Origin of the sequence: Natronorubrum amylolyticum (assembly GCF_052040145.1) — an archaeon.
Lineage (GTDB): Archaea > Halobacteriota > Halobacteria > Halobacteriales > Natrialbaceae > Natronorubrum.
In genome coordinates, this window is the sequence record NZ_JBPPFW010000001.1 from 223,287 (window position 1) to 249,619 (window position 26,333).

At 64.3% G+C, this 26,333-nt stretch carries 25 protein-coding genes; 11 read left to right on the plus strand and 14 right to left on the minus strand.

Features of this window, described 5'->3' with window-relative positions; genetic code table 11:
* Positions 1-20: 20 nt before the first annotated feature.
* Both ACSFDB_RS01130 and ACSFDB_RS01135 read right to left on the minus strand, forming a co-directional pair.
* Entirely contained in the window at positions 21-191 is a 171-nt protein-coding gene (locus tag ACSFDB_RS01130) for a glycine zipper domain-containing protein (RefSeq protein ID WP_440765364.1), read from the minus strand.
* 126 nt (positions 192-317) lie between these two features.
* A complete protein-coding gene (locus tag ACSFDB_RS01135) occupies positions 318-986 on the minus strand; it encodes a flavin reductase family protein (protein WP_440769220.1) in 669 nt (222 codons plus the stop codon).
* 108 nt (positions 987-1,094) lie between these two features.
* Between ACSFDB_RS01135 and ACSFDB_RS01140 the strand changes: the two genes are divergently transcribed.
* The 4 genes from ACSFDB_RS01140 to ACSFDB_RS01155 all read left to right on the plus strand — a co-directional run bounded on the left by ACSFDB_RS01140 (position 1,095) and on the right by ACSFDB_RS01155 (position 5,693).
* A complete protein-coding gene (locus ACSFDB_RS01140; protein WP_440769221.1) occupies positions 1,095-1,460 on the plus strand; it encodes a winged helix-turn-helix transcriptional regulator in 366 nt (121 codons plus the stop codon).
* Positions 1,461-1,565: 105 nt separating this feature from the next.
* On the plus strand, positions 1,566-2,693 hold the full coding sequence (locus tag ACSFDB_RS01145) for a hypothetical protein (protein WP_440769222.1): 1,128 nt from the start codon (positions 1,566-1,568) through the stop codon (positions 2,691-2,693).
* 107 nt (positions 2,694-2,800) lie between these two features.
* On the plus strand, positions 2,801-4,984 hold the full coding sequence (purL, locus tag ACSFDB_RS01150; RefSeq protein ID WP_440769223.1) for a phosphoribosylformylglycinamidine synthase subunit PurL: 2,184 nt from the start codon (positions 2,801-2,803) through the stop codon (positions 4,982-4,984).
* Between the two features lie 115 nt (positions 4,985-5,099).
* The gene (locus ACSFDB_RS01155) at positions 5,100-5,693 is read left to right on the plus strand and encodes a HalX domain-containing protein (protein WP_440769224.1); all 594 of its coding nucleotides are present in this window, start codon (positions 5,100-5,102) and stop codon (positions 5,691-5,693) included.
* A gap of 4 nt (positions 5,694-5,697) precedes the next feature.
* Here ACSFDB_RS01155 and ACSFDB_RS01160 read toward each other — a convergent pair whose 3' ends face one another.
* Together ACSFDB_RS01160 and ACSFDB_RS01165 are read right to left on the minus strand one after the other, a co-directional pair.
* A complete protein-coding gene (locus tag ACSFDB_RS01160; protein ID WP_440769225.1) occupies positions 5,698-7,623 on the minus strand; it encodes a sensor histidine kinase in 1,926 nt (641 codons plus the stop codon).
* 167 nt (positions 7,624-7,790) lie between these two features.
* Positions 7,791-8,780 (minus strand): ornithine cyclodeaminase family protein, encoded by a 990-nt coding sequence (locus ACSFDB_RS01165; RefSeq protein WP_440769226.1) that lies wholly within the window; start codon positions 8,778-8,780, stop codon positions 7,791-7,793.
* Positions 8,781-8,893: 113 nt separating this feature from the next.
* Here ACSFDB_RS01165 and ACSFDB_RS01170 point away from each other — a divergent pair, with 113 nt between their 5' ends.
* Both ACSFDB_RS01170 and ACSFDB_RS01175 read left to right on the plus strand, forming a co-directional pair.
* Positions 8,894-9,994 (plus strand): NAD(P)/FAD-dependent oxidoreductase, encoded by a 1,101-nt coding sequence (locus ACSFDB_RS01170; RefSeq protein ID WP_440769227.1) that lies wholly within the window; start codon positions 8,894-8,896, stop codon positions 9,992-9,994.
* Positions 9,995-10,052: 58 nt separating this feature from the next.
* The gene (locus tag ACSFDB_RS01175; protein WP_440769228.1) at positions 10,053-11,228 is read left to right on the plus strand and encodes an NAD(P)/FAD-dependent oxidoreductase; all 1,176 of its coding nucleotides are present in this window, start codon (positions 10,053-10,055) and stop codon (positions 11,226-11,228) included.
* Positions 11,229-11,285: 57 nt separating this feature from the next.
* Here the strand turns inward: ACSFDB_RS01175 and ACSFDB_RS01180 are convergent, their stop codons facing one another.
* A complete protein-coding gene (locus ACSFDB_RS01180; RefSeq protein ID WP_440769229.1) occupies positions 11,286-12,176 on the minus strand; it encodes an alpha/beta fold hydrolase in 891 nt (296 codons plus the stop codon).
* A 50-nt stretch (positions 12,177-12,226) separates the two neighbouring features.
* Entirely contained in the window at positions 12,227-13,453 is a 1,227-nt protein-coding gene (locus ACSFDB_RS01185; RefSeq protein ID WP_440769230.1) for a GNAT family N-acetyltransferase, read from the minus strand.
* 126 nt (positions 13,454-13,579) lie between these two features.
* On the opposite strand from ACSFDB_RS01185, the gene ACSFDB_RS01190 reads away from it, so the two are divergent.
* Together ACSFDB_RS01190 and ACSFDB_RS01195 are read left to right on the plus strand one after the other, a co-directional pair.
* Complete coding sequence (locus tag ACSFDB_RS01190; RefSeq protein ID WP_440769231.1) at positions 13,580-14,203, plus strand: class I SAM-dependent methyltransferase; 624 nt, start codon at positions 13,580-13,582, stop codon at positions 14,201-14,203.
* Between the two features lie 310 nt (positions 14,204-14,513).
* A complete protein-coding gene (locus tag ACSFDB_RS01195; RefSeq protein ID WP_440769232.1) occupies positions 14,514-14,945 on the plus strand; it encodes a hypothetical protein in 432 nt (143 codons plus the stop codon).
* Between the two features lie 7 nt (positions 14,946-14,952).
* Here the strand turns inward: ACSFDB_RS01195 and ACSFDB_RS01200 are convergent, their stop codons facing one another.
* From ACSFDB_RS01200 to ACSFDB_RS01215, 4 genes are all read right to left on the minus strand, one after another.
* Positions 14,953-15,705 (minus strand): mechanosensitive ion channel family protein, encoded by a 753-nt coding sequence (locus ACSFDB_RS01200; protein ID WP_440769233.1) that lies wholly within the window; start codon positions 15,703-15,705, stop codon positions 14,953-14,955.
* A 663-nt stretch (positions 15,706-16,368) separates the two neighbouring features.
* Complete coding sequence (locus tag ACSFDB_RS01205) at positions 16,369-17,529, minus strand: pyridoxal phosphate-dependent aminotransferase (RefSeq protein ID WP_440769234.1); 1,161 nt, start codon at positions 17,527-17,529, stop codon at positions 16,369-16,371.
* A 2-nt stretch (positions 17,530-17,531) separates the two neighbouring features.
* Positions 17,532-18,017, minus strand: coding sequence for an Lrp/AsnC family transcriptional regulator (locus ACSFDB_RS01210; RefSeq protein WP_006091802.1), 486 nt, complete (start codon positions 18,015-18,017; stop codon positions 17,532-17,534).
* Between the two features lie 428 nt (positions 18,018-18,445).
* The gene (locus tag ACSFDB_RS01215; RefSeq protein WP_440769235.1) at positions 18,446-19,063 is read right to left on the minus strand and encodes a hypothetical protein; all 618 of its coding nucleotides are present in this window, start codon (positions 19,061-19,063) and stop codon (positions 18,446-18,448) included.
* Positions 19,064-19,554: 491 nt separating this feature from the next.
* Here ACSFDB_RS01215 and ACSFDB_RS01220 point away from each other — a divergent pair, with 491 nt between their 5' ends.
* Positions 19,555-20,124, plus strand: coding sequence for a thioredoxin family protein (locus tag ACSFDB_RS01220; protein ID WP_440769236.1), 570 nt, complete (start codon positions 19,555-19,557; stop codon positions 20,122-20,124).
* A 349-nt stretch (positions 20,125-20,473) separates the two neighbouring features.
* On the opposite strand, the gene ACSFDB_RS21010 is transcribed toward ACSFDB_RS01220, so the two are convergent.
* Positions 20,474-20,701: a DUF8141 family membrane protein gene (locus ACSFDB_RS21010; protein ID WP_502260878.1), complete on the minus strand. Its 228-nt coding sequence runs from the start codon at positions 20,699-20,701 to the stop codon at positions 20,474-20,476.
* Positions 20,702-21,149: 448 nt separating this feature from the next.
* On the opposite strand from ACSFDB_RS21010, the gene ACSFDB_RS01225 reads away from it, so the two are divergent.
* Positions 21,150-22,307 (plus strand): mechanosensitive ion channel family protein, encoded by a 1,158-nt coding sequence (locus tag ACSFDB_RS01225; protein WP_440769237.1) that lies wholly within the window; start codon positions 21,150-21,152, stop codon positions 22,305-22,307.
* Between the two features lie 54 nt (positions 22,308-22,361).
* Here ACSFDB_RS01225 and ACSFDB_RS01230 read toward each other — a convergent pair whose 3' ends face one another.
* Together ACSFDB_RS01230 and ACSFDB_RS01235 are read right to left on the minus strand one after the other, a co-directional pair.
* Positions 22,362-22,814, minus strand: coding sequence for a plastocyanin/azurin family copper-binding protein (locus tag ACSFDB_RS01230; protein ID WP_440769238.1), 453 nt, complete (start codon positions 22,812-22,814; stop codon positions 22,362-22,364).
* Positions 22,815-22,966: 152 nt separating this feature from the next.
* Positions 22,967-24,055, minus strand: coding sequence for an NADH:flavin oxidoreductase/NADH oxidase (locus ACSFDB_RS01235; protein WP_440769239.1), 1,089 nt, complete (start codon positions 24,053-24,055; stop codon positions 22,967-22,969).
* A gap of 111 nt (positions 24,056-24,166) precedes the next feature.
* Between ACSFDB_RS01235 and ACSFDB_RS01240 the strand changes: the two genes are divergently transcribed.
* The gene (locus ACSFDB_RS01240; RefSeq protein WP_440769240.1) at positions 24,167-25,003 is read left to right on the plus strand and encodes a BtpA/SgcQ family protein; all 837 of its coding nucleotides are present in this window, start codon (positions 24,167-24,169) and stop codon (positions 25,001-25,003) included.
* 10 nt (positions 25,004-25,013) lie between these two features.
* Here the strand turns inward: ACSFDB_RS01240 and ACSFDB_RS01245 are convergent, their stop codons facing one another.
* Positions 25,014-26,333 carry a hydroxyacid-oxoacid transhydrogenase gene (locus ACSFDB_RS01245; RefSeq protein ID WP_440769241.1) on the minus strand — a complete coding sequence of 440 codons (1,320 nt, stop codon included), beginning with the start codon at positions 26,331-26,333 and terminating at the stop codon, positions 25,014-25,016.

Genomic DNA, 26,333 nt, shown 5'->3' on the forward strand with positions numbered 1-26,333 from the left:
TCAAGTTCGCGCGTGGTAGTTCACGTTAGGCCCCACATCACACCGAGAAAGATACCGAGAACCATACCAAATGTAATACCTATCGTAATATCACCCAGTGCGAGTCCAAGAGCGGCTCCTAGTAGCGGTCCGAACGCAATCCCCAGAGCCATCTTATTCAAATCTATCTGGTCGTCTTCTTCGTCAGACACGTGCTGTCTTTGGACTTCCGGTGAAATAAACCCAGAGATCTAATGGCATGTGAGTTCCTTACACTTGCCGCAAGGATTCAGATCGCTTCGAAGCGAGGGCGATTCGCTCCCGCTATCCGGCATCCATTACGGCGGTCGCTCGAGCCCGAACCGGTTGTCGGTCCGCGCGTACAGACTCCCCGCCAGCCGACCGACCGCGTCGACGTCGTTCACGTCGATTTTCCCGTCGGTGGTCACCGACTCGTCCAGGTGGACGTATCGGACGTCCCCCAGCACGAGCGTCGAGCCGCCAACGTCGAGATGATCCCGGAGGGTACACTCGAACGCGATCTTCGCGTCGGCGACTCGAGAAACGTCGACCACGGTCGAGGCGGCCCGGTCGATGTCCGCGTGATCGAACTCGCTCTCGCCCGCCGGCAAACTCGCGCTGGTCTCGTTCATCGCTTTCTCGAGACCGTCGGTGACGATATTGACGACGAACTCGCCCGATTCGCGGGCGTTTCGCGGGGTATCCTTGAGTCCCTCGGCGCCGTCGACGGGCGCGAACAGCAGGACGGGCGGCTCGACCGAGGCGACGGTGAAGAAGCTGTACGGCGCGAGGTTGTCGACGCCGTCGTCGCTGCGGGTGCTCACCCACGCGATAGGGCGTGGGACGACCGCACTCGAGAGCACGCGATAGAGCGATCCCGAGTGCGTTTTAGGGTCGATTTCGAGGCGAGCGTCGCGGTCGTTCGGTTCGGTCCCGCCGTCGATAGCGTCCGGGTCGGTCTCGTCTGTCGGAGGTGAGTCTGTCATGTGTGTGGGCGCGCGTTCGGTCCGTACCGAGGCCACTAACGCCGTGTTAGCTGGTTCGGACCCGAACTGCTAAAACGGTTCGTACCGTAGCCAGCGTAGATTCAGACGATGGCTTCCCAACAGCCCCAATCCCGCGACGAGCAGTCCGCCCCCCAGGACGATCAGCCCAACGCCTGCCCCGTCATCGAATCCCTCGAGCAGATCGGCTCCCAGTGGCGACTGGCTGTCCTCCACGAACTCCTCGAGGGCGAACAGCGGTTCAACGAACTCAAGCGCTCGACCGACGCGAACGCGCGCACCCTCTCGCGCGTGCTCGACGACCTCGGCGAAATGGGCTTTGTCGAACGCCGGATCGAGGAGGACGCCCCTATTGCAACGTACTACAGTCTCACAGACAAGGGCAGGTCCCTCGAGCCGGTCTTCGACGAGATCGAGTGCTGGGCCGGGAGCTGGCTCGAAGACTGCGACGTCTGAGCCCACCCCTCGTTTCTCTTTTTCTCTTTCTCTCGCGCGATAACTGAGGACGGCCAACCGTTCTCGAGCCAGCACATACTTGACCGCTGAACGCTTCTCTGTCGTATGTCCGATCGTCGCCCAACTGATCGAGGAAGCGGGACGCTTTCTCGGCGCACCTTCGTCGCTGGCGGCCTTCTCGTTGGCCTCGGTGGTGCGATGATCGTGGGCGATTCGTATGCGTTCTCCCGAACTCGAGCGGGCCGTGTGACCAGCGTCTCGACGGCGAACGACGAGGCGGCACTGCTCGGTGTCACTCGGGTTTCGAGCGTCGAAGCCGGGAGCAGTGACCAGCCACTCGCGACGGTGACCAACAATACGGCGACTGCGTTGACGGTCTCGGTAGCACTCGTCGACCCGTCTCAGGGAGCCGTTTCCCCGTCGACACACTCCCTCGCGAGTGGTGTCTCGAACACGGTCTCGGTATCAGTAGCGGAGGGGAGTGCGACCGGGACGAACGCACTTCCCTTCGAGATTACTGCAACCGATAACGACGGGATTTCGATCGCCCTGACTCGGGCAGTCGATGTCGATTCGGGGCCGGCGCTGGTTCGATCGATCAGCGACCGATCACGGAACAACAACGCCGAGTATCGGATCACCTATCAGGTCAGCGGCGTCAGCGATTTCGACAGTATCAGCGTCACGTTCGAAAATCTCGACCTCGGCTGGGTCGATACCGTTACCGAATCACGGACCGCGACTGAGGGAGTAATCGAGTACAATCAGGGTGGGGCCGGAAACAGCGAGTATCGGATTACGTTCGACGTGTACGATTCGACCGGGTCGGTCGTGCTCACAGAGACCGTTACGGACGTCGCCGACGGTAGCGAACCGCCGGGGAATCAACAGCCGACCGATCCGGACGGGCCACGACTCGAGTCGTTCACCGTCTCCGACGAGACCCTGAACAACAACACCGACTATACGGTCGCATACGAGGTATCCGGGCCGGACCGGTTCGAGGAGGTTCGCGTGACGTTTACGAACACCGAACCGAACAAGGGATGGGCGACGAGAGAGGAATCGACCGATGCGTTCCCGACGGGATCGGTCGCGTACAGACAGGGTGGGACGGAAGGTGACACGTACGAGATCACCGTCGATATCGTGAATACGAACGGGATCGCCGTCGACTCGGGGACGGTGACACACGTGGCAGGGACGGATGGAACCGTCTCGTTCCCGGAGTGAGTCCATTTTTGATCCGGCTATCGATTGTGGCCCCGTACTCTCCCTAAAGGATGCACGAACGTGCACATAGAAACCCCTTTACTACCCGACTTCCATCACCGACATGAATGAGTCTTGCCGATTCGGACCGCGAACTCGTCGTCGAAGAGTTGGAGCGAGAGCCGACTCCAGCGGAGGCGGCGCTGTTCGAGAACCTCTGGAGCGAACACTGCGCGTACCGCTCCTCGAGACCGCTGCTCTCGGCCTTCGACAGCGAGGGCGAGCAGGTCGTCATCGGGCCGGGTGACGACGCGGCGGTCGTCGCGCTGCCCGGAAGCGAGGACGGCGGCGACGAGGAGGGGTCGACCTACATCACGATGGGGATCGAGAGCCACAACCACCCGTCCTACGTCGACCCGTTCGACGGGGCCGCCACGGGCGTCGGCGGCATCGTTCGGGACACGCTCTCGATGGGAGCCTACCCGATCGCGCTGGCGGACTCGCTGTACTTCGGCGAGTTCGACGACGAGCACTCGAAGTACCTCTTCGAGGGTGTCGTCGAGGGGATCAGCCACTACGGAAACTGCATCGGCGTGCCGACGGTCGCCGGCAGCGTCGACTTCCACCCCGACTACGAGGGCAACCCCCTCGTGAACGTCGCCTGCGTCGGCCTGACGAACGCGGAGCGACTCGTCACGGCCGTCGCCCAGCAGCCAGGAAACAAACTCGTCCTCGTCGGCAACGGCACCGGACGCGACGGGCTGGGCGGCGCGAGCTTCGCCAGCGAAGACCTCGCGGAGGATGCCGAAACCGAGGATCGACCGGCCGTCCAGGTCGGCGACCCCTACGCCGAAAAGCTGCTCATCGAGGCCAACGAGCAACTCGTCGACGAGGGCCTGATCGAGTCCGCCCGCGACCTCGGCGCCGCCGGCCTCGGCGGTGCCTCGAGCGAACTCGTCGCCAAGGGCGGTCTCGGCGCCCACATCGAACTCGAGCGCGTCCACCAGCGCGAGCCGAACATGAACGCCTTGGAGATCCTGCTCGCCGAATCCCAGGAACGGATGTGTTACGAGGTCGAACCCGGCAACGTCGACCGCGTCGCGGAAATCGCCGAGCGATTCGATCTCGGCTGTTCGGTCATCGGCGAAGTCACCGAGCAGAACTACACCTGCACGTTCGAGGGAGAGACCGTCGTCGACGTCGACGCCTACTTCCTCGGCGAGGGCGCCCCGATGAACGACCTCGAGAGCGAGGAGCCGGCCCAACCCGAGACCAACCTCCCCGAGGTTGACCTCGAGGACGCTTTCGAGACGATCGTCTCGAGTCCGAACACCGCCTCGAAGCGGTGGGTCTACCGGCAGTACGACCACGAGGTCGGCGTCCGTACGAGCGTCGGGCCGGGCGACGACGCGGCGATTATCGCCGTTCGTGAAGCCGAGCAAGGACTCGCCATTTCGTCGGGTGCCGCCCCGGGCTGGACGAGTACCGCCCCCTTCGAAGGGGCCCGTGCCGTCGCCCTCGAGAACGCGACGAACATCGCCGCCAAGGGTGCCACCCCGCTGGCCGCCGTCGACTGCCTCAACGGCGGTAACCCCGAAAAGCCGGACGTCTACGGCGGCTTCAGGGGAATCGTCGACGGTCTCGCGGACATGTGCGAAGCACTGTCCGCGCCGGTCGTCGGCGGCAACGTCTCACTGTACAACGATTCCGTTACCGGGCCGATCCCGCCGACGCCGACGCTCGCGATGGTCGGCACCAAGGCGGGGTACGACGCCCCGCCGCTGTCGGTCGCGCCTGACTCTGACAGTACGCTCTTGCTCGTTGGCGATCTCGGCCTCGAGAGCGGTGAGGCCCGTCTCGGCGGCTCCGAGTACCTCGCTCGTCACGGCGGCAGCGACGTATTCCCCAAACTCCCCGCCGATCCCGCGGCCGTCGTCGAGACGCTCGCCGACGTGGCGACCGACGACGCGACGCTCGCGGTCCACGACGTCAGCCACGGCGGTCTCGCCGTCTCGCTGGCCGAGATGGTCACCGAGGACGCGGGACTCGAAGTCTCGCTCCCGGTCGCAGACGACGCGGACGACGAGGCGGTCGCTGCAGCCCTCTTCCACGAACAGCCCGGTCGCGCGTTGATCCAGACCGACGCTCCCGAGGCCGTCAGCGCGGCGTTCGACGGCGTCGCACCGGTCGTCGAACTCGGCTCGGCGACCGGCGACGGCACGCTCGCGCTTACCGTCGGCAATCGAACGATCGCAACGGATGCAGGCGAGATTCGAGAGCATCGAGCGACGATCGAGCGGGAACTCGAGTAGTCGACAGCTTCTCGGACGATCATCCATCGAATCGGCAATTATCTGGCGCCCGATATCTTGATATACCCGTGGTACGATTCCTCCAACGAACTGAGAGCCCGGAGGACACTGTTCGATGGCCACTACCACCCCGTCCGTCCTGATCGTCGAAGACGAACCGGACCTCGCGGATCTCTACGCCGCCTGGCTCGGGGAATCGTGCGACATCGAGACGGCCTACGACGGCGAGACGGCACTGAACGCCATCGACGACGGTATCGACATCGTCCTGCTCGATCGACGCATGCCCGGGCTCTCCGGGGATCGTATTCTCACGACCATTCGCGACCGCGGTCTCGACTGTCGGGTCGCGATGGTGACGGCCGTGGAACCGGACTTCGACATCATCGGCATGGGGTTCGACGACTACCTCGTCAAGCCGGTCTCGAAGGACGAGCTGGCCCGAATCGTCGAACAGTTACAGCTCCGATCGAGTTACGACGAACAGCTCCAGGAGTTCTTCGCGCTCGCCTCGAAGAAAGCCCTGCTCGACGCCGAGAAAACCGATGCCGAACTGAAGTCGAGCCAGGAGTACGCCCGACTGCAAGACCGGATCGCGGTGCTTCGGGTCGAGGTCGACGAGACGATGTCTGAACTGCTCGCGCAGGACGGCTACCGACAGCTCTGTCGGGACCTCACCCGGGACTCGATTCTACGGGAATCGAACTGACTCGTTAGCTGGAACCCGTTGACTCGCGCTCGAGCGTCGTCACGTCGCGGACCTCGAGTCGCGTGCCGCCGTTGGTTCCGTTGTCGACCGTCAACGACCAGTCGTGGGCTTCGGCGATCGCTCTGACGAGGGCCAGTCCCAGTCCGTCGATGTTCGTCTCGACGCCGGCACTCGCGTCGCCGTCGTCGGTCGTGATGTCGAGCACCCGGTCGTGAGCGGTCGGCGGAATTTCGGTCGCGTCGTCCAACAGGAAAAAGCCCCGCGAGCGATCGCTCGTGCCGAAGCCGACGAGCCCGACCTGAATCGTCACCTCGCCGTCGGCGCGGGCCGCGGCATCGTCGAACACCGTCTCGAGAAGGTGGACGAACCGATCGGCGTCGGCTCTGAGCGTCGCCGATTGCTCGACCACGACGCGTTCGCTGTCCAGTCGCGATCGCTCGAGGGCGTCCTCGATCGCCGACTCGAGGTCGATCCGGCTCCGGGGGCCGACGGCCGACGCGTTCCGGGCGAACTCACGGATATCGTCGACGAGCCGTTCGGTACGGTCCAGCGTCGCTTCGACCGAGTCCTCCGCGAGCGGGAACTCCCAGTTGTCGGGCGTCTCCCCGCGAGCGGCCGACATCTCGCCGCCCTCTGCCTCGAGCGCGTCCGCGAGCGACGACAGCTGCGCTTTCAGATCGCTCGAGAGGACGTCGGCGACGGATTCGAGTCGCTCGGTCTGGCGCTCGAGTTCGGCGGTCCGTTCCCGGAGCACCTGCTCGCGGTCGGCCCGGTCGAGCGCCGCCCGGGTGTTCTCGACCAGCGTCGAGATGAGGTCGACGTCGGTCTCGTCGAACTGGTGGGCGTCGAACGAGCCGGTCATGAGGACGCCGTGGGTGCCGATCGGAGCGATAATCTCCGACCGAATCGGCGTCTCGGGGTTGTAGACGTCGTCGACCGTCGCGAGGTCGTCGAACCGTTCGACGTCACCCGACTCGAACGTATCCCAGACGAGGCCTTCGCCGGGGTAGAATCGCGGGAGGCCGCCGAACTCGTCGTGTGCGCCGGCGGTTCCGGCGACCGGCTCGAGGTAGCCCTGTTCTTCCTCGAGCAGCCAGACCCCGCTGATCGGGAGATCGAGCAGGTCGCTGCCGGCGTGGACGGCGATCGCACAGATCTCTTCGGGATCGTCGGACTCGAGCAGCCAGCGAGTGATCTCGTGGAGCGACGTGACGACGCGCTCGTACTCGCGCTGGTCAGTTACGTCGCGGACGACGGCGGCGACGGTCGCGAGGTCGTCCTCGATCGGGACGAACCGGAACTCGCCGATTCGGTCGGTACCGCTGGCGTCGGTGAACGGTAACTCGAGCCGTCGCTCGGCGGCGTTGCCGACGTCGACGTCGGTGATCGCTCGCCCGATCTCGACGGCGTGCTCGTCGGAAATCCCGGCCCGGCTGGTGAGCACTTCGACGTGCTCGCCGACGAACTCTCGTCGGTCGGCGTCGAGTACGTCCTCGAGCGCGCCGTTGACGGTGACGATCTCCCGGTTTCGGTCGAGCGTGATCACGGCGTCCTGGACGGCTTCGACGACCGCCGCGTGCTGGGCGAGCGTCGTCTCCTGTGATTTTCGCTCGGTGACGTCGCGCATGTACACCGAGAGACCGCTTTCGGAGGGGTAGGCGCGGGCTTCGAACCAAGTCTCGAGATGGGCGTGGTACACCTCGAAGGAGACGGAGACCTGTTCATCCATGGCGCGGTGGAACCGGTCGGGGAACTGAGTTTCGACGGTCTGTGGGAACTCGTCCCACATGACGCGACCGATCAGCTCCGCTCGAGAGCGCTTCAGCAGGGTCTCTGCGCGCTCGTTGAGGTAGGTAAACCGGAAGTCCGGATCGAGCGCGAAGAAGGCGTCGGTGACCCGGTCGGCGATCGGGACGGATCGCAGCGTCACGGGTTCTCACCTCGCTCGTCACTCGCCGACGACGTCTCGAGTGGATCCTCCCGGAGCCGACTGACTCGCACTGTCGCTGTGTTCATCGAGAGATAGCTACGACGTACTTTGCAGGGCGGCTATTTCAGTGTCGTGGCTGATCGACCGACGAGGCCGGCCGTCGCCGCCTACAGCGCGGTCGTCGTCCCCCGCTCTCGATCGACGGCGCGGTCGAAGACGAACTCGGCCGCCGCAGCGTCGAGCACCGCCGTCCCGACGCTCTCGAGGACGACGATCTCGTCGGCGGACTCGCGGCCGTGAGTACCGGCAAGCACGTCGCCCAGCGAACACAACTCGAGGTCGTCGTGTCCTCGAAGATCGCCCGTCTCGGCGGCCTCGCTCGGGACGTCGGCGACCACGCGGGCCGCGCGCTCGATCGTCGTCTCGTCCAGTTCGCGCATCTCGGGCGTGTACGCGCCGACGGCGATCACGAGGGCGCCCGCCGCGAGCGCCTCCCCCGGAAACACCGGCTCGGTGCTCGTCGTCGTCGTGACGACGACCGACGCATCCTCGACTGCGTCCCGCGAACTCGAGACCGGCGTCGTCTCGACGCCGAGTTCGGACTCCAGCTCCTGTGCGCAGTCGATCCGGGAGTCGCTCGGCGAGTAGACTCGAATCGACTCGAGTCGGTCGACGCCGACGGCGGCGGCGATGGCTCGGGTCTGCCAGCGGGCCTGTGTCCCCGCGCCGATCACCGCCAGCTCTATCGGGCCCTCAGCCGCGAGTTCGCGAGCGGCGAGGCCGCCGATGCAGCCCGTCCGCGCGTTGGTGATTCGGTTGCCCGCGAGGTAGCCGACCGGCTGGCCGGTCTCGGCGTTCGTGAGCGAAATCTGGGCCGTGACGGTCGGCAGTCCGCGTTCGGGGTTGTCCTCGACGACGGTGACGAGCTTCGTCGCCGCGTAGTCGGCGCCGTGGACGTACGCCGGCATACAGAGTCCGGTCCCAGTTGGCTCGGAGGGTGCGTCGAGATCGAGCCCCGTTCCGATCGGGTAGTGTGGCCGCTCAGGTCGTTCGACGGCCCCTGTCCGTTGCTTCTCGAAGGCGTCCGCGACGACGGGCAACAGCGCCTCGAGGTCGAGCACCGACGCGATATCCTCGTGGGAGAGCACGCGAACCATACGCGAAACTCGTCGCAGGCCCACTTCAGTGGTGCCGTTGTTCGGGCCGCAGGAGCGGTCCCCGGTAGCCCCTCGGCGGAGCGCGTTTGTAGTTGGTCGTGGTACCATCCCGTATGAGAACCGTCATCGCCGGTGGAGGAATCGTCGGGTGTGCGGTCGCGGCGCGACTCGGCGAAACCGACCACGACGTTACGCTCCTCGAGCGTTCGCAAATCGGCAGCGAGACGACGGCGGCCTCGGCGGGCATCCTGATGGAGACCGTGATCGACCCGACGCCGTTCGACCTACGATTCCGGGCGCGCGCCCGGTCGGTCTACGACGGACTGTTCGATCGCGGCCCGCTCGAATCGACGCGAATCGGCGTCTGCTATCTCGCCGAAACGGACCAGTTCGCGGAGCGACTCGAGGAATCCGCGGCGACGCTCGACGAACACAACGTCGACGCGTCGTACCTGGGGGCGGACGAACTGTCCCGACTCGGCGTCGAGCCCGACGGATTCGTCGGCGGACTGCACACGCCGAACGACCGACTCTGCGATCCGGTCGCCGTCGCGAACTGGTTCGCCGACTGCGCCCGACGGATGGGTGTCGACGTTCGGACGGGAGCAACCGTCACCGACGTGCAGACGCGCGAGGGAGCCGTCTCGAGCGTCGAAACCGAAACGGGCAGTTTCGACGCCGACTACGTTATCAACGCGACCGGTCCGTGGGCCCCGGAGCTGAACGAGATGGTCGACGTGTCGCTCCCGCTCAGGCAGACGCTCGGACCGATGGCGGCCCTCGAGACCGACCACCCGCTCGAGAGTCCGGTGACGATTCTCGAGTCCAAACGCTACGTTCGCCCGACGGGCGGCGACGACGGACCGGGAGCGTGGGTCGGCGAGTACCGGACGGCGTACGCCGACGGTCAGCGGCACGATCCGGACGACTGTGCCGTCCCGGACGGATACGCGGACTCCGCCTCGGAACTCGCAGCCGTCGTTCCCGGACTCGAGGGCGCGACGGTCGTCGACGAGTGGCTCGGCTGTCGAACCGTCACGCCGGACGGGAGACCCATCGTCGGCGAGACGAACGTCGACGGGTTCGTCGTCGCCTGCGGACTGACTGGGCAGGGGATCACGCTCGCCCCGGCCGTCGCGGACGTGGTTCACGACGTACTCGAGGGAGATCCCGAGGACGAATATCTGGACCACCTCTCGCCGGATCGGTTCTGAGTGTCAGTCCGCTCCGTTCGAACGAATCTTTATCCCGGGAAATGTCGTTCGATACCGTATGACAGTCGTCGTGATCGGCGGGGGAATCGTCGGACTCTCGAGTGCGTACGAACTCGCCGCTCGCGGCGTCGACGTCGTCGTCTGTGAGCAGGGGTCGATTGGATCGGGGAGCACCGAGCGATCCGCGGGCGGCATCCGCGCGCAGTTCTCGACGCCGGTCAACGTCGACCTCTCGCTCGAGAGCATGCGCGTCTGGAACGCCTTCGAGGAACGGTTCGGGACCGACATCGACTACCGGCGGCCGGGATACCTCTTTCTCGCCCGAAGCGAGGAGACCGCGGCGGGGTTCGACGAGGCCGTCGCCATGCAGAACGACCGCGGCGTTCCGAGCGAACTTCTCACGCCCGACGAGGCGAGCGAGCACTGCCCGGGAATCGACTCCGAACAGTTCGTCGCGGCGACGTACTCCCCGGCGGACGGTTTCGCGGACCCGCACCTCGCCCTGCAGGGGTACGCGCGAGCGGCGGCCGACGCGGGGGTCGACGTCCGAACGAAGACACCCGTCGTGGACGTAATCCGGGAGGAGTCCAGCGCTCGAGACGACGAGGAATCGCGGCGGGTGGTCGGCGTCGAGACGTCCGAGGGCCGACTCGAGGCCGACTACGTCGTCAACGCCGCGGGCCCGTGGGCCGGCGAGGTCGCGGCGATGGCCGACGTGTCGCTCCCCATCACCCCGAAGCGCCGCCAGATCGCCGTCGTCCAACCCGAAACTCCCGTACCCGAGTCCGATCCGCTGACGATCGACCTCGAGAGCGGATCGTACTTTCGACCCGAGCGGGACGGCGACGCGCTGGTCGGCGGGCACTTTTCGGCGGTCGATCCGGCCAGTGACCCGGACCTGTACACCCGATCGATGGACTTCGAGTGGAGTATCGACGCCCTCGAGACCGTCTCGGAGTGGACGACCTACTTCGGCCCCGAGTCGGCGGTCAAACGCGGTTGGGCGGGGCTGTACGCCGTGACGCCGGATGACAGCGCCATCGTCGAGGAGACGGTTCCGGGGTTCGTCACCGCGGCGGGGTTCTCGGGCCACGGCTTCCAGCACGCGCCCGCGACGGGAACACTCGTCGCCGAACTCGTCGCAGACGGCGAGGCGTCGCTGGTCGATATCGAGGCGCTCTCGAGCGACCGATTCGACCGGAGCGTCGAGCGGACGGAGCGAAACGTCGTCTGAGAATCGAAACGCCGGCCCGCGGCCTCCCACGACGGGCCGATCGACGACGAGACGCGGTCACGGCTCGGCCGTCAGGAACGCCGAGAGGTGTTCACAGAGCGACCGCCGCGCACCCGGCGATAGGAAGTGCGACTCGCCGCGCAATCGGACGATCACCTCGAGGGTATCGATGGTCTCCTTGGCTCGCGGAACGACAACATCCGGCGGGAAGAAAACGTCCTCCTCGGCGACGGCGAGCAGCGTCGGCGCGTCGAAGCCCTCGAGCTCGGCCGCGGTCGCGGTCTTCGGAAGGCTCCGTTCCAACCGAACCTCTTCGAACACCGTCCCGATGAGCTCGAGCACCGTCTCGTCCACCGCCGACGTCGGGTCCGTGAACATCGGCTGGACGGCGCGCTCGAGGCGCGCGCGACTCGGCGCGAGCCGGTAGTACACCATCGGGAGGATTATCTCTCTGAGCAGTCGCCAGATCGATCCGGTCCCGAGACCGGCGGGGACCAGGAGTCCGGCGCGTTCGATCCGTTCCGGGGCGTACGCCGCCGTGCGAAGCAGGATTCCGGCGCCGTAGGATCCGCCGATCATCGGCGCGCGTTCGACGCCGAGCCCGTCGAGCACGTCCGTTACCCACGCGCCGTAGCTCTCGTCGCGCGGCGAGAGCCGCGTCTGTGCGCTGTAGCCGGGGTGGCCGACCGTATCCGGCGCGTAGAGCCGAAACTCGTCGGCGAGCGGAAGCACCCACTCCAGGCTCACGGGGTTCACGACGTTGCCGCCGTGGAAGACGACGAGCGGCGGTGCGTCGTCCGGACCTGTGACGAGCACGTGCGTCTCTCCGAATCGAGTATCGACCCACTCGCGGTCGAACTGGGTCTCGAGATTCGAGAGCAAGTGATCGTAGAAGCCTTTGATTCGTCGCTCCCCTCGCGCCGATCGATAGATCCCTTCGGGAGCCATAGTTCGGATAGCCTCCCCAACGGCATACGTGTACGTTTTGCAGCCGTTCGTCAGTACCGATCGCCGTGATAGGTCTCGGTCTCGGGGAAGAGCGTCGAGAGCGTCTCGAGGGCAGCTGAATCCGTCGCCTCGAGTCGCCCCGCTTGCTCGAGCGCCCGTGCGGATCGAAACCCGACGACGAGTTGCGAGAGCGCGCCGATATCGAGGCGAACGTCCGTATCGTCGGCGGTGACCGAGTCACACTCGCCCCGGCCGTTCGCGACCTCGAGTCGGAACGCGCGGTCGTTCCAGTCGGTCAGCGGGTCCTCGACGGCGACCGTCAGATCCGCCTCGCAGTCGGGATAGGAGAGTTCGGACAGCGTCTCCTCGACGTCGACGATCCGGACCATCGGTCCGTCCGTGACTTCGGTGTCGATCTCGTCGGGGTCGCAAGCGATGTCGCGAATTGGAACCTCCGCGGGCACCCGGAGTCGAACGCGCTGGACCTGCGAATCGTGGTCGTGGCAAAACGAGAGGAGGGCCAGCAGGGCGTCGTGATCGGTGGCGACGAGTTCGGAGACCGACAGCGTCCGGTCGCCCATGTCGCCGTCGATCGTGTAGACGAGGTATCCTACCACCCGGCCGTCGCGCTCGGCGGCGTAGACGAACGGATCGCGGTCGTGGCCGCCGAAGACGCGATGCCGCCACCAGGTCTCGTCGCGCTCGAGGGCGAGGCCGTAGCGCTCGCGGTGGGTCTCGTAGGCCGACTCGAGTCGATCGTAGTCGTCGGCCTCGAGTCGGCGGAAGACCGTGCTATCGGCGTCGGCACCGTCGGTCGCATCCGTCGCGAACGAGAGGACCGACGGCTCGCACTCGTGGGTCACGACCCGATTGCTGGTGTCCCAGCCGTACTGTCGGTAGAATCGATACTGGAACGGCCACAGCACCGAAAAGCGAACGTCGTGCTCGCGGTACTCCGCGAGCGAGCGGGCGAGCAACTGCCGGACGTGGCCCCGTCGGCGGTACTCCGGCGGCGTCGCGACCGACGCGAGCCCGGCCGTTCGGTGGGTGTCGCCGCGCACGCGGGCCTCGAGCCAGTAGTGTCGACAGACACACCGCGGATTCGCGTCGTCGGCCGCCGTCGTGGCGTAGAGGCCGCGACGGGAGCCGAGCGTGTCTCGCGGCTCCTCGTGTTCGCCGGGATCGTACGCTGGCACCCCCAACTCCGGTCGAAAGGCGTAGCTCCGGTACTCGTGAAATACGTCCCGCTCGTCCGGGATGGGGCGGTAGTCGGCCATGAGACGGAGAGTGTGGGCGACCGGGAAAACTGTTGATATCGCGGGCCGTTCGCGGGGCTGCCTCGAGAACGGCGTCGCGTTCGAACTGGTACAAAGACTAAACAGACACGTCCACTATCATTTCGCATGGTCGACAGAAATACGGTTCGTAAGGGATACGACGAACTGATGGGGGCGTACGATACGGAACGTGCGGAAGAGGACCGCGGAAACGCGATCCTCGACGAATTCCTCGATTCGATCGCGACTCCGGCACGAATCCTCGATGTCGGCTGCGGTCCGGGCATCCCAGTCCTTCGGAAATTGTGCACGGAAGCGACCGCCCTCGGAGTCGATCTCTCCCGCGAGCAACTCGATTTGGCCGCGACGAACGTTCCCGAAGCGGCGCACGTACAGGGGGAGATGACGAGACTGCCCTTCCGTGACGACGCGTGCGATGCCGTTACCGCCTTTCACTCGCTGATTCACGTGCCACTCGAGGACCACGGGACGGCTATCGACGAGTTCGCACGCGTCTTGCGTCCCGGCGGCCGCGTGCTCCTCTCCGAAGGCTCAGAAGAGTGGTGCGGGACGAATCCGGACTGGCTCGAGTGCGGCGTCGAAATGCAGTGGAACGTTGCCGGCGTGGACGCCACGCGGGACCAACTGCGGGACGCCGGGTTTACGATCACTGACGAGTGGGGCACCGCCGGTACGTTCGCCGACAACGACGAGCGCTGGCTATTCGTCGCCGCCACGCTCGAGGCGTAACCGGTCGACTGCGCCACCGCGTCGCCGCTCGTTCGGCCGAGACGAGACGACGATCGACCGCGAGTCGGACCGATTCGCAGGCTGTCCTCGGCGAACGCTTCGACAGGTAGTCCACCGAAATTCGAGTACCGAACGAGGCGAGAACCGTAACGTTCTGCAACGAGAACAGGTCCGGAGAACGAAACGACGTCGTTCCAAAGACGTATGACTCCCGTCACCAGACCAGTGGCAAGCGCGACGACACCTGACGGCGGACCACCGACGTCGTCTCCGTCCCCTGCGCGGACAGCGCACACACGACCTGCTACCCATGGATTCACTCTCCCGACTCTGGAAACGGTACGTTGCTCGCAACCCCGACCCGGACGCGTACCGCGTCTACGCATCGTTCCCGTCTCGGCCGTCCGACGACCCACCGCTCGGCGCGCTCCGCGATCGGATCGACGACCTCGAGTACGCCTTCGAGGGGCGACTCGACGTCACCGTCACGAGGAAACGAATGGTTGTTACGACGGATACGGTCGCGATCGAGCAGTTCGACCGGACCGCGTTCGAACAGTTCGTCGCGGGGATCGAGAACCTGTACGGCGATGTCTACGACGTCGTCCACTACACGAAATCCCGGCGGTCTACTCGCGGACTCGAAAAATCGCACGTTCTCGTCCCGGTCAAACCCCTCTTCTCGAAACCGGACGAGTCGACGGGGCTGGATCGGGTGGTTTCGGGGGACCAGTCCGGCTGAGCTGTCGTCAGTCGTCGTCGGTAGGACTCGCGCCGGTGCCTGACCCACGTTGCTGATCGGATTCCGAAAGCGACGGCGTGCGGCTCGCCCAGTCCCCGATGTTCTCCGAGACGTACTCGCGGCCACCGAGGCCGAACGAGACGCCGACCCCGATCGCGACGGCGGCGGCGAGTCCCCACGCGAGCGCTCGAGCGAACACGTAGAGAATCCCGACGTCGATTCCCATCGTGTCGAGACCGATCACGATCGCGGTGAAGTACAGGAAGATTCTGACGCCGCTGGCGAACAGTTTCGTGGCTCCCGAGCCCGTCGCTGCCTGGGTTCGTTCGATGACGTCGCCGATGAAATCGGCAACGACGAACCCGACGACGATGACGGCGATCCCGGCGATGAGCAGCGGCAGGTACGTAACCGCGGTGGCGACCCACGCCGACAGTTCCGGAATCGCGAGCACGTTCGACGCTGCGAGGATCGCGATGGCGTAGACGAACCACTTCGCGAGCGTCCCGAACGCGTTCGAAACCGCGCTCTCGGTTCCGCCGAGCATCCGTCCGAGCGGGGTCTCGAGAACCATTCGGTCGAGTTCGATTCCGTCGGCAATCCGCATGACGACGCCGGCCACGACGCGGCCAATGATCCATCCGATGAGGAGGATCAGGAGCGCACCGATCAATCGTGGCACGAATGCCACCATACTGGCGACGGTGTCTTGAAGGAATTCTGGCAGCTGTATCTGCTGCAGCGGCAGTTGTTGTACCATCGTCTCAGCGGACGCTCTGGACGCGCTTTGTAATGGAGCTGATACAAAACAGTCATAAAACTAACTTTTCTGTGGCGGGGTTGCCAGCTTCGAGGAACTGTTCGTTACCGCGACTTGCAGGGGAACGAACCGTAGCGCACGAGGCACGGCTCACGCCGCGCTCGAGTTCTCGTGTGACGCATATCTCCGACCCGCCCCTCCGCTGTCGTCGATAACAGGAAGTTGCCACCCGAACCGGTCTCGTGGTCTCTGACAATTCTGTTGTAACTCGTTCGACACCAATACGACGGCTGAAAACCTCTCTTCTGATTGCCAGTCCCTGCTCACTGACAGAGTCACAAAAATCGCGCGTACTCACGGCTGTGAACCCGATTTGCCGCCCTCGACCGCGGAACGTGGTGTCACTCACTCCGACTGCCAGTGAGTTCTCGATTTCGGCGACAACGGGGCCATAGAACCAGCGAAACAGCCGAACTGGCGAATATCGACTCGGTGCAGTGTCGGCGCCGGAGGTAATCCACTGTTACACGACGACCAGTATACGAGGGCGTCGAAGAGGGGTGAAAACTGGATGCTCTGCCACCGTAACACGTGTCGCGTTCCGACTGGGCGGCCGTTTCCGACGGTTACACGGTCGGAATCGAAAACTCAATACAGTGCCACTCAGGCGTGGTCGCCGACGAACGCTTCGATCCTCGCGAGGGCCTTCCGGAGGTCCTCGAGCCCCGTCGCGTACGAGATCCGCAGATGGCCCTCGCCGCCCTCGCCGAAGACGTCGCCGGGGACGACCGCGACGCCCTCCTCACGCAGAACTCCTTCGGCGAACTCCTCGGCGGTGAACCCCTCGGGCACCTCGGGGAAGCAGTAGAACGCCCCCTTGGCCTCGAAGACGTCCATTCCGATCTCGCGGAACCGCGAGAGGACGAACTGCCGACGACGGTCGTACTGGTTTACCATCTCCCGCACGTCGTTGTCGCAGGACTCGAGCGCCTCGAGGGCCGCATGTTGGGCCGTCGTCGGCGCCGAGAGCATCGTGTACTGGTGGATCTTGTTCATCGCGCCGATGGCCTCGGCGGGACCCAGCGCGTAGCCGAGTCGAAGCCCCGTCATCGCGTGGGCCTTCGAGAAACCGTTGAAGACGATGGTGCGTTCGCGCATGCCCTCGAGGCTCGCGATGGAGGTGTGCTCGTTTCCATCATACGTTAACTCGGCGTAGATCTCGTCCGAGAGAACCATCAGATCGTGCTCCCGGGCGAAGTCGGCGATCGGCTCGAGATCCGCTTCGGTCATGATCGCCCCCGTCGGGTTGTTGGGATAACAGAGGACGAGCATGTCGGCCTCGTCGGCACCGGCGTCCTCGAGTGCATCGACGGTGAGTCGGAAATCGTCTTCCTGTTTCGTCGGCACCGAGAGCACCTCGCCGCCGGCAAAGATGACGCCGGGTTCGTAGGAGATGTACGACGGCTGGGCGATGGCGACCGTGTCGCCGGGATCGACGAACGCTCTGAAGGCGAGATCGACCGCCTCGCTCGCGCCCGCGGTGACGATGATCTCCTCGTCCGGGCCGTAGCCGAGCTCGAACCGGTCGGCGACGTAGTCCGCGATGGCCTCGCGGAGTTCGCGTTTGCCACGGTTGGCCGTGTAGGACGTCTTCCCCTGTTCTAAGGACGCAATCGCGGCGTCTCGGGCTGCCCACGGCGTCGCGAAGTCCGGTTCGCCGACACCCAGCGAGATGACGTCGTCGCGCTCCTCGGCAATCTCGAAAAACCGCCGGATACCCGATGGCGGCACCGTCTGGACGCGATCGGCAAGTTCGAACGTCATGGTCAGGGTGAGAACGAGAGCCGTTCGTCGTCTTCGCCGTCGCCGAGTTCGATCCCGTTCTCCTTGTAGGAGGTCATCACGTAGTGGGTGACCGTCTGGGTGATCTCGGGGACGGGCGCGACCTTCTCGCTAATAAACTGCGAGACCTCGCGGATGGAATCGCCCTCGACTTCCATGTCGAAGTCGTAGTCGCCGCTGACCAGTCTGAGTGCGGTGACCTGCGGGAACCGTGCGAGGCGTTCTGCGATGTCGCCGTAACCCGTCTCGCGGTCGAGGTGGACGTTCAACTCGACTTCGGCACGGACGCGTTCGTCTTCCAGTTTGTCCCAGTCGACGACCGCCTGATAGCCACGGACGACGCCTGCTGCCTCGAGTTCCTCGATCGCCGCCTCGACTTCCTGCTCGTCGAGACCGGTCATTCGCGCGATATCGTCGGTCGAGTATCGGGCGTTCTCACGAAGCAACTCGAGCACCTCGCGTTCGCTCATACAAACGCGAAGCGCGAGCGCGAGTAAAGGTCTACCGTTGTTCGGTCGGCAACACGTCGCGTGCGGGTCCGCCCCGGCACCTAATGGAGCGACGATTCACAGCGGGGACAGATGCGTGACTGTATCGGGACGCTCCGCTGGCAATCCGGGCAGGTGATGTCCTCCTCCAGTTGAAATGGGTATGCTCGACTCATACGCTGTCTTCTGTTACGAATTTACCGGGTGGTAGTATAAAGTGCGTCGACAGACGACTGCACTGTCACGACCGGCGTTCAGTCCAGAATTTCGTAACAGCCGGCCGACGGACGTGAGGAGTTCGTGCGCGGATCGCGGACCGATCGGTTACGGATAGCTGTGGATCGATCGACCGCGACGACCACAGGCAGAGGTCGATCCGCAGGCGACCGCTGCGGGCCGAGTCGCCGATGCTACCGGTAGTTCTTGAACAGCAGCGCCCGAACGTCGTCTTTCGTCTGAACGTCCTCCGTCGTTCCGTCCGGCAGTTCGACGCTGTAGCGGTAGTCCGCGGAACTCGATTCCGACCACTTGTCGTCGTGGGTCTCGAGTAGGCTCATCATCTCGTCTAACATGTCGTCGTCGTCGGCCGACCCATCACCGCCGCTGTCGTCGCCGTCCGCGTCGGCCGTCGACTCGCCCGCTTCGGCAGTGTCCCCGCTTGAGTCGACATCGTCGTCGACCCCGCCGTCCTCGCTGTCGGCGTCGTCAGCATCCGCGTCGGACTCCGAATCGTCGTCTTCGTCGACCGAGTCGTCCTCGATGTAGGAGACCTCCTCGAGATCCTCCGGGGTCGACTCGCCGTCGATCGCGGCGCCGACGGAGGCGGCGACGTCATCGGTCGCCGAGGAGTCGAGGTCCGCGTCGAGTTCGATCTCGAGTGCGGTCTCGCCGTCGAGGTTGTCGATCAGGTACTGAACGGCGTCGCGTTCGCGGACGAAGCCGTACTTGCCGACAACCTGTTCGGAGATCTCTTCGCGGAGCTGTTGGATGACTGCGTACTGTTCGTCAGTGACCTCGAGCGTCTTCATACCACATCGATGTTGCGGGGGGTACAAATAGGTGGGTCGTGCTTTGCGTCTCACTTTGGGATCGGAATCTTCCTCGCGGTGCCGTGTGGTCACTTTGTGTGCGTACTGATCGCCTCCTTACGGAACGGCTCTACGAATAATAGCACAATTTAATACAGACATTGTATCTATTCTATGACCATGGTGTCTACACAATTTCAAGAAGATATTGGAAAGCCAGAGGGATTGATTGCTCTCGTGATCGCAGTATTAGGAGCCATTTTGGCCGTTAGACTTCCCGGAATTTCCGTAATTCTATCTGTTCTGATACTGCTCGTCAACCTGTGGTTGCTGTATCTTGTTTACAGACTGTTGATAGCAGTAGAGGAGATCGCATATCATTCCTAATCGTTCGATGTATCCTCTGTACTGAACAGGGCGGAATCAGCATTCACTCGTCCGAGCGATACGACGAACACGACGCTTAAGGGATTTCGTCCGGAACCGCCGGTATGGTACTGAAAGAGTCCGACACCGAACTGGACGCGGGCGACCCCGCCCCCGACTTTGAACTCGAGGGCGCGGACGGCGAGACGTACACGCTCGACTCGTTCGCGGACAACGAGGCGCTCTTGCTCGTCTTCACGTGCAACCACTGTCCGTACGCGAAGGCGAAGTTCGACCTGCTGAACGAGTTGGCCGCCGAGTACGACGACGTCGCGGTCGTCGGCATCAACCCTAACGACGCCGAGGAGTACCCCGACGACTCGCTCGAGGCGATGCGCGACTACATCCAGGACGGACGAATTCAGTACGACGCCTACCTGCGCGACGAGAGTCAGGCGGTCGCGAGGGAGTACGGCGCGGTCTGTACGCCGGATCCGTTCCTGTTCGCCTGGTCCGAGGCCGACGAGGCGTTCCAGTTGGTCTACCAGGGTCGTCTCGACGACGCGCTGAACCCCGACGACGAGCCCACGCGGTTCCACGTCCGCGAGGCCATCGACTCGGTGCTCGAGGGCGAGTCGGTGGACCTCGAGTGGCAGCCCTCCCAGGGCTGTTCGATCAAGTGGGTCGACGGGTGAGGAGTCCGTCTCCGCGCTAGAGTGTGGGTTCAGTACAGGTGGCACACTTATCGAAGTAGTCGCCAATCGCTTCGGTTGCTGTCAAAACCAGTGTGCTGAATACAGGGCGCGAATGTGGCACGAGTCAAGGGCCGACTATCGAGGAACAGTGATAACTCAGTACAGAACAAGCTGGTACCACGAGAACAATCCAATAGTATCGAACAGTATTCTATAATTACAACATTGAGTATAAACACCATAGGAGACCGCAGTTTGCAGACTAAGCCATTTCTCAAGTCAAATGTCATAAGTATGAAAACGAACAGTGAAGACGAGACGTAGATCGGTCTGCTTGAATGGAACCAGTTTAGGCGGGTGAAGTGCTTGCCTGCGCTTGGCGCGTAACCCAGAACCAAATGACCGATGTATGAATTGCCAGCAGGCCGATTATCCCTCCCTCAAGTTCCGAGAATCCTATCGAAGGTCCCAATAGATACCCTAATCCAAATCCGATTGGGGCAAAAATCACACCAATAAGTAGTATTTGTACTGCGTAGCTTTGGGACTTCAGTCTTTGTATGATACTTTCAGCCATGTTCTATTCCAATATTGTCTACCTAACATTAGTATTTCACCAGTATAGGTCTGCTGGAGGTTACTGATCCATCCGTACGATTATCTTTCGGGTGGTTCAGGTTTCATGAAGTGAAATAAAGCTAACTACCGTGCTGAACTCATGCTCTGTATTCAGCACGCCGTTTCTGGCAGCTATCGGAAAAGTAGACAGTTACTCCGGTAACGCCTTCACCTGTACTGAACGTTGACCTTCCACGTTGATCGCTCCCCAGTCCGTCCCACATTCGCGCTGTGTATCTCGCACGACTCGCTGGACCTCTCTGCTATATAACAAACACTCTGAACTTCAGTTCACCCACAAAGCGAGCGGAGTCGAGATGAATTCCACCCCTCGAGCCCACCCCCTGCGATGGTTGCGTCTGCCGGCTTTTCGCTGAAATGGACAGGTACGCTATCGATACTGTCGAATGAGTTGGTTCGTTTCGAACGCTCCGCTGCAGTCGTCCTCACTCCGACCGGACCCGATCCCGTGGCTCCAGGAGACGTATCTCGCCCCGCTCGAGATGCAACTCCTTGCGACAATCCTCCTCGCGGTCGTCGTGCTCCTCGGCTTCGGCGCGACGTCCCGATTTCAGGACGTCGCCCGCCGTCGGTCCGGCACCCAGATCGCCGAGGCCAGTTCCGTCCTCCTTCTCGGTGCCATCGTCGTCGTCGGCGTCTACGCGTTCAGCGTGATCTGGCACGTCACGTTCGTCCTCGAGTACACGCTTCGGACGATGGCGATCGATCGGTGGTTCGCCGCCCAGCAGCTGGTGACCGGCGCGATCATCCTGACTGCCTACCTCGCGATCCGGTTCGTCAACCGGTCGATCGACAAGCTCTCCCAGACGAGAGCGATCACGAGACACCAGAGTGAGGTCGCCTACCACGTCTCGGACGTCGCGATCGTCGCCCTCGCCGCCGCGATGATCCTGACGCTGTGGGGGATCGACCTGACGAACATCTTCATCGGCGCGGGAGCGATCACCGCGATCGTCGCGCTGACGGCTCGCGAGACGCTGACCGCGATGCTCGCCGGTTTCATCCTGCTGTTCTCGCGGCCGTTTCACGTCGGCGACTGGATCGAAATCAACGAGACGACCGGCATCGTCACCGACGTCACCATCTTCACCACCAAGATACAGACGTTCGACGACAAACACGTGCTGGTCCCCAACGACGAGGTGACGAACAGCCAGCTGACGAACTACTCCCAGAACGATCAGCTTCGCATCGCGGTCGACGTCGGCATCGATTACGACGACGATCCCGAACACGCCCGCTCGGTCATCGTCGACGCCGTCGAAGACCTCGAGTCGATCAAGAACGCCCCGAACCCGCAGGTGGTCGGCAAACGATTCGACGATTCGGCGATCGTCCTCGAGTGTCGCGCCTGGATCGCCGATCCGACGATGCGCCGGAAACACGACGCACAGACGGACGTGATGGACGCGATCGTGGCCGCGTTCGACCGGGAAGGGATCGAGATCCCCTACCCCCAGCGGATGCACGGGGCTCGAAACGACGGCTTCCGAATCGAAGAGCGTCGAGTACGAAAGGGTGCAGTGTCGTCGCTCGAGGATTGAAGCCCAGAGCGGGCGGATGAACGATCCCCGTCGAGTGATCAGCCCGCCGGACGGTCACTCGACGACGAGGTCGGCGTACTGCGAGCCGGAGTGGAGGCTGCAGACGTACGCCGCCATCTCGGACGACGCCGTGAAATCGAGCGAGGCGCTGTCGCCCTCGGCAGCGACCTCGTCGGTCGCCAACTCGTCGACGACGTCGCCGCCGTCGTCCCAGATCTGGAGGTCGTGTGCCATGTTGTCGGCGTTGACCCACTCAATTGTGTAGTCCTCGCCTTCCTCGAGGACGAGCGTCGGGTTCTCGACGCCGTCGATCGCGCTGGGTTCGACGCCTTCCCAGTGGGAGTTGTAGCCGTCGACGACGATATCGGTCCCGGGGTCGATTTCGTACGTGTCATCGCCGTTGTCGTCGCCGTTGTCATCGTCACCACCGAGACAGCCAGCGGCGACGGCCGCGATGGTCGTTGCCCCTGCAGCTTTCAGCACCGTTCGTCGGGTGTGTTCGGTCATGATAGTCGTCATCGAACAGTTGCGTTCGGTTCCCATTGAAGAACACACCTAATTCCCACGTAGTGGGAGGTCTGTCGACTATGTTCGGCCACAATTCGATATTCTCCGACAATTGGCGGTGAAAATAGAACTCGGCCGGAATCGATCGTCCGCTAGCGAACGCTGCGACGATACTGGACCGGCCAGCGAGACGCTGCGTCGTCCGTGAGCGCCCCGGCAGCGCGCAGCCCGAAGTACGGATCGCGGAGGAACTCCCGCCCGACGAGGACGAGGTCGGCCCGTCCGTTGCGAATCACGGCGTCGGCCTGCTCGGGTTCGGTGATTCCGCCGACGGCACCGGCAGCGATATCCGCTCCCTCGCTGACCGCCTGGGCCAGGGGCACCTGAAAGTTCGGTCCGCCGGGCACGTCCTGTTCGGGGTGGAGGCCGCCGGAACTGACGTCGATCAGATCGACGCCGCGGTCGGCGAGGTCGTCGGCCAGCCGGACGGACTGGGCGATATCCCACGACTCGCGGTCCTCGAGCCAGTCGGTGCCGGAGATGCGGACGAACACCGGTTTCTCATCCGGCCAGACGTCTCGGACGGCGTCGACGACCTCCCGGACGATTCGGGATCGGTTCTCGAAACTGCCGCCGTACTCGTCCTCGCGACGGTTCGTCACTGGTGAGAGGAACTCGTGAAGCAGGTAGCCGTGAGCCGCGTGGACTTCGGCGATGTCGAAGCCGGCGGCGAGCGATCGCTCGGCCGCGGCGCGGTAGGCCTCGACCACACCCCGAATGTCGTCCTGCGTCGCCTTCGTCATCGCCGGTCGATCGCCGTCGAACGGCGGGTAGGCGTCGGGCGACGGCGAGAGTACCTCCCAGCCGCCGTCCTCGGGCGCGATTGGGGTGTTGCCGTCCCACGGACGTTTCTTACTGGCCTTGTGGCCCGCGTGGGCGAGTTGGATCGCCGGCACCCCACCCTGGTCGCGGATGAACTGCGTGGTGGGCTCGAGCTCGCTCGCGTGCTCGTCGCTCCAGATCCCCAGATCGTGGGGCGTGATCCGTCCTCGTGGGCTCACTGCGGTGGCTTCGGTCATGACGATCCCGGCACCACCGACGGCGCGACTCCCGAGGTGGACGCGGTGCCACTCGGTCGGCAGTCCGTCGGGCTCACAGGAGTACTGGCACATCGGCGAGACGGCGAGCCGGTTGGGTATCTCGAGGTCGCGAATCGATAGCGGATCGAAGAGATCGGGCATCGCTCGAGTGTTACCATAGGCGAGGGAAAACCACGGTGAACGAGGGTGGCCTTGCCGGCTCGAGCACAGTCGTTCGGGTTGACTTATTAAATTCGAGCCCACAGCACCGCTATGTCACCGACACCGCTGCTGGATCGGTTCGACGCGACCCACCCCGTCGTCGGCATGGTTCACCTCCCGGCGCTGCCGGGCGCACCCGCTTCCGATGGCGACCGAGCCGCAATATCTGACCGCGCGCTCGAGGACGCCCGCCGACTCGAGGCCGGCGGCGTCGACGGCCTCATCGTCGAGAACTTCGGCGACGCGCCGTTCTATCCTGACGACGTTCCGAAACACGTCGTCGCGGAAATGACTGCCCTCGTGACCGAACTGACGACCGCCGTCGACGTCCCGGTCGGCGTCAACGTCCTCAGAAACGACGCCGACGCCGCGCTCTCGATCGCCGCGGCGGCGAACGCAGAGTTCGTCCGCATCAACGTCCACGTCGGGGCCGCGGCGACCGATCAGGGCGTCCTCGAGGGGCAGGCTCACGAAATCCTGCGGCTCCGGAGTCGAATCAATGCCGACGTCGCCATCCTCGCGGACGTCCACGTCAAGCACGCGACGCCCGTCGGCGAGACGGCTCTCGAACAGGCCACACTCGAGACGGCCGAGCGCGGGCGGGCCGACGGTGTCGTCGTCTCGGGAACCGGAACCGGCTCGAAAACGGCGCTCGAGGACGTCGAACGCGTCTCGAGCGTACTGCGAGAAACCGGTACCGACGGTGCCACCCCGATCTTCGTCGGCAGCGGCGTGACGAGCGAGACGATCGGCGAGACGCTCGAGGCGGGTGCCGACGGCGTTATCGTCGGCACGGCGACGAAGGAGGGTGGCGAGACGACGAACCCGGTCTCCCTCGAGCGGGTCGAGACCGTCGTCGCGGCGGCGCGGGATTCGAGTCAGTCGTAGTCCCGACGAACTATTCCCAGTTGTACAGCGCGTCTCGGAAGATGTCCGCAGCGTCGTCCTTCGTCACGGGCCGCGGATTACAGCGCAGCAGGCGCTGCTGGGTCTCGACGGTCTGGGTCGCCAGCCAGTCGATGTCTTCCTCGGTGACTCCGGCGAGTTCTTCGAGGCCGCTCGGGATCACGTTCAGATCCTGCTGGAGGCGAACGAACTCCTTTCGGGCCTGATCGGCGGCCTCGCGGGTTCCCATCCCGTCGGTGTCGGCCCCGAGCATATTCGCGACCTCGACGAACCGTTCGGGGTCGCTGGCGACGTTGTAGCCGAGCGTACTCGCCGGCGTCAAGACGGCGATGGTCTCGCCGTGGTAGGTGTGATAGCGGTTGCCGACGGGGTAGGCCATCGCGTGAGCGAGACTCGCCCCGGCCGTCAGTCCCGCGATCGCGCCGAACAAGGCCCCCTTGAGCATCGCCGCGCGGGCCTCGAGGTTGTCCCCGTTGTGGACCGCCGTCCGGACGTTTCCCGAGAGCAGTTCGATCGCCTTCTCCGAGAACATCTCGGTGAGTTCGGTTCGGCCGGCGTAAACGGGCCGAGACTCCGGGTTCGAGGCCCGGAGGAGCCCGTCGAAGGGGTGAGTCGTGTAGCCCTCGATGGCGTGGCCCAGCGCGTCCATCGCCGACTTGGCGGTGATCTCGGGCGGCAGCGTCGTCGTGAACGTCGGGTCGAGCACGGCCGCGTCGGCCCGAATGTGGTTGCTCGAGATCCCCTCCTTGATCTCCTTCTCCTCGACGGAGAGGATGGCAACGGGCGAAATTTCGGCCCCCGTCCCCGCCGTCGTCGGCATGAGCACGAGCGGCGGTCCCGAGTCGGTCAACGCCTCGCCTTCGCCCGTCGGTTCGGCGATGTAGTCGAGCACCTGCCCGCCGTTCGCGATCACCGCGCGGGTCGTCTTCGCCACGTCGATACAGCTTCCGCCGCCGAAGCCGACGTAGAAGTCGTAGCCGTCCTCGCCCTCGTTCTCGCGAACGAACTCGATGCAGCCGTCGACGTTCTCGATCGTCGGCTCGCGTTCCGCGCCGTCCCAGACCGTCACGTCGTAGCCCGCGTCCTCGAGGTGGTCCGTCACCCGACCGACGTGGCCGATGTCGACCAGTTCCTCGTCGGTGACGACGAGCCCGTGCGGATCGTCGTCGGCGCTGACGCCGAGGTCCGCAAGCTGGAACGCCAGCTCCTCGACGGCGTCGCGGCCGCACCGAATCTGGGGCATCTGCAGGTGCCAGACCGTCTCCGGCTGGAGTTCGTGTTCGGGCGCGGAGACGGAGCGTTCGTAGCTCAT

Coding starts and splice junctions, on each gene's coding strand:
- ACSFDB_RS01135 (WP_440769220.1), bottom strand. CDS start 986: ATGACAGACTCACCTCCGACAGACGAGACCGACCCGGACGCTATCGAC.
- ACSFDB_RS01140 (WP_440769221.1), top strand. CDS start 1,095: ATGGCTTCCCAACAGCCCCAATCCCGCGACGAGCAGTCCGCCCCCCAG.
- ACSFDB_RS01145 (WP_440769222.1), top strand. CDS start 1,566: ATGTCCGATCGTCGCCCAACTGATCGAGGAAGCGGGACGCTTTCTCGG.
- purL (WP_440769223.1), top strand. CDS start 2,801: ATGAGTCTTGCCGATTCGGACCGCGAACTCGTCGTCGAAGAGTTGGAG.
- ACSFDB_RS01155 (WP_440769224.1), top strand. CDS start 5,100: ATGGCCACTACCACCCCGTCCGTCCTGATCGTCGAAGACGAACCGGAC.
- ACSFDB_RS01165 (WP_440769226.1), bottom strand. CDS start 8,780: ATGGTTCGCGTGCTCTCCCACGAGGATATCGCGTCGGTGCTCGACCTC.
- ACSFDB_RS01170 (WP_440769227.1), top strand. CDS start 8,894: ATGAGAACCGTCATCGCCGGTGGAGGAATCGTCGGGTGTGCGGTCGCG.
- ACSFDB_RS01175 (WP_440769228.1), top strand. CDS start 10,053: ATGACAGTCGTCGTGATCGGCGGGGGAATCGTCGGACTCTCGAGTGCG.
- ACSFDB_RS01180 (WP_440769229.1), bottom strand. CDS start 12,176: ATGGCTCCCGAAGGGATCTATCGATCGGCGCGAGGGGAGCGACGAATC.
- ACSFDB_RS01185 (WP_440769230.1), bottom strand. CDS start 13,453: ATGGCCGACTACCGCCCCATCCCGGACGAGCGGGACGTATTTCACGAG.
- ACSFDB_RS01190 (WP_440769231.1), top strand. CDS start 13,580: ATGGTCGACAGAAATACGGTTCGTAAGGGATACGACGAACTGATGGGG.
- ACSFDB_RS01195 (WP_440769232.1), top strand. CDS start 14,514: ATGGATTCACTCTCCCGACTCTGGAAACGGTACGTTGCTCGCAACCCC.
- ACSFDB_RS01200 (WP_440769233.1), bottom strand. CDS start 15,705: ATGGTACAACAACTGCCGCTGCAGCAGATACAGCTGCCAGAATTCCTT.
- ACSFDB_RS01205 (WP_440769234.1), bottom strand. CDS start 17,529: ATGACGTTCGAACTTGCCGATCGCGTCCAGACGGTGCCGCCATCGGGT.
- ACSFDB_RS01210 (WP_006091802.1), bottom strand. CDS start 18,017: ATGAGCGAACGCGAGGTGCTCGAGTTGCTTCGTGAGAACGCCCGATAC.
- ACSFDB_RS01215 (WP_440769235.1), bottom strand. CDS start 19,063: ATGAAGACGCTCGAGGTCACTGACGAACAGTACGCAGTCATCCAACAG.
- ACSFDB_RS01220 (WP_440769236.1), top strand. CDS start 19,555: ATGGTACTGAAAGAGTCCGACACCGAACTGGACGCGGGCGACCCCGCC.
- ACSFDB_RS21010 (WP_502260878.1), bottom strand. CDS start 20,701: ATGGCTGAAAGTATCATACAAAGACTGAAGTCCCAAAGCTACGCAGTA.
- ACSFDB_RS01225 (WP_440769237.1), top strand. CDS start 21,150: ATGAGTTGGTTCGTTTCGAACGCTCCGCTGCAGTCGTCCTCACTCCGA.
- ACSFDB_RS01230 (WP_440769238.1), bottom strand. CDS start 22,814: ATGACCGAACACACCCGACGAACGGTGCTGAAAGCTGCAGGGGCAACG.
- ACSFDB_RS01235 (WP_440769239.1), bottom strand. CDS start 24,055: ATGCCCGATCTCTTCGATCCGCTATCGATTCGCGACCTCGAGATACCC.
- ACSFDB_RS01240 (WP_440769240.1), top strand. CDS start 24,167: ATGTCACCGACACCGCTGCTGGATCGGTTCGACGCGACCCACCCCGTC.
- ACSFDB_RS01245 (WP_440769241.1), bottom strand. CDS start 26,333: ATGAGCTACGAACGCTCCGTCTCCGCGCCCGAACACGAACTCCAGCCG.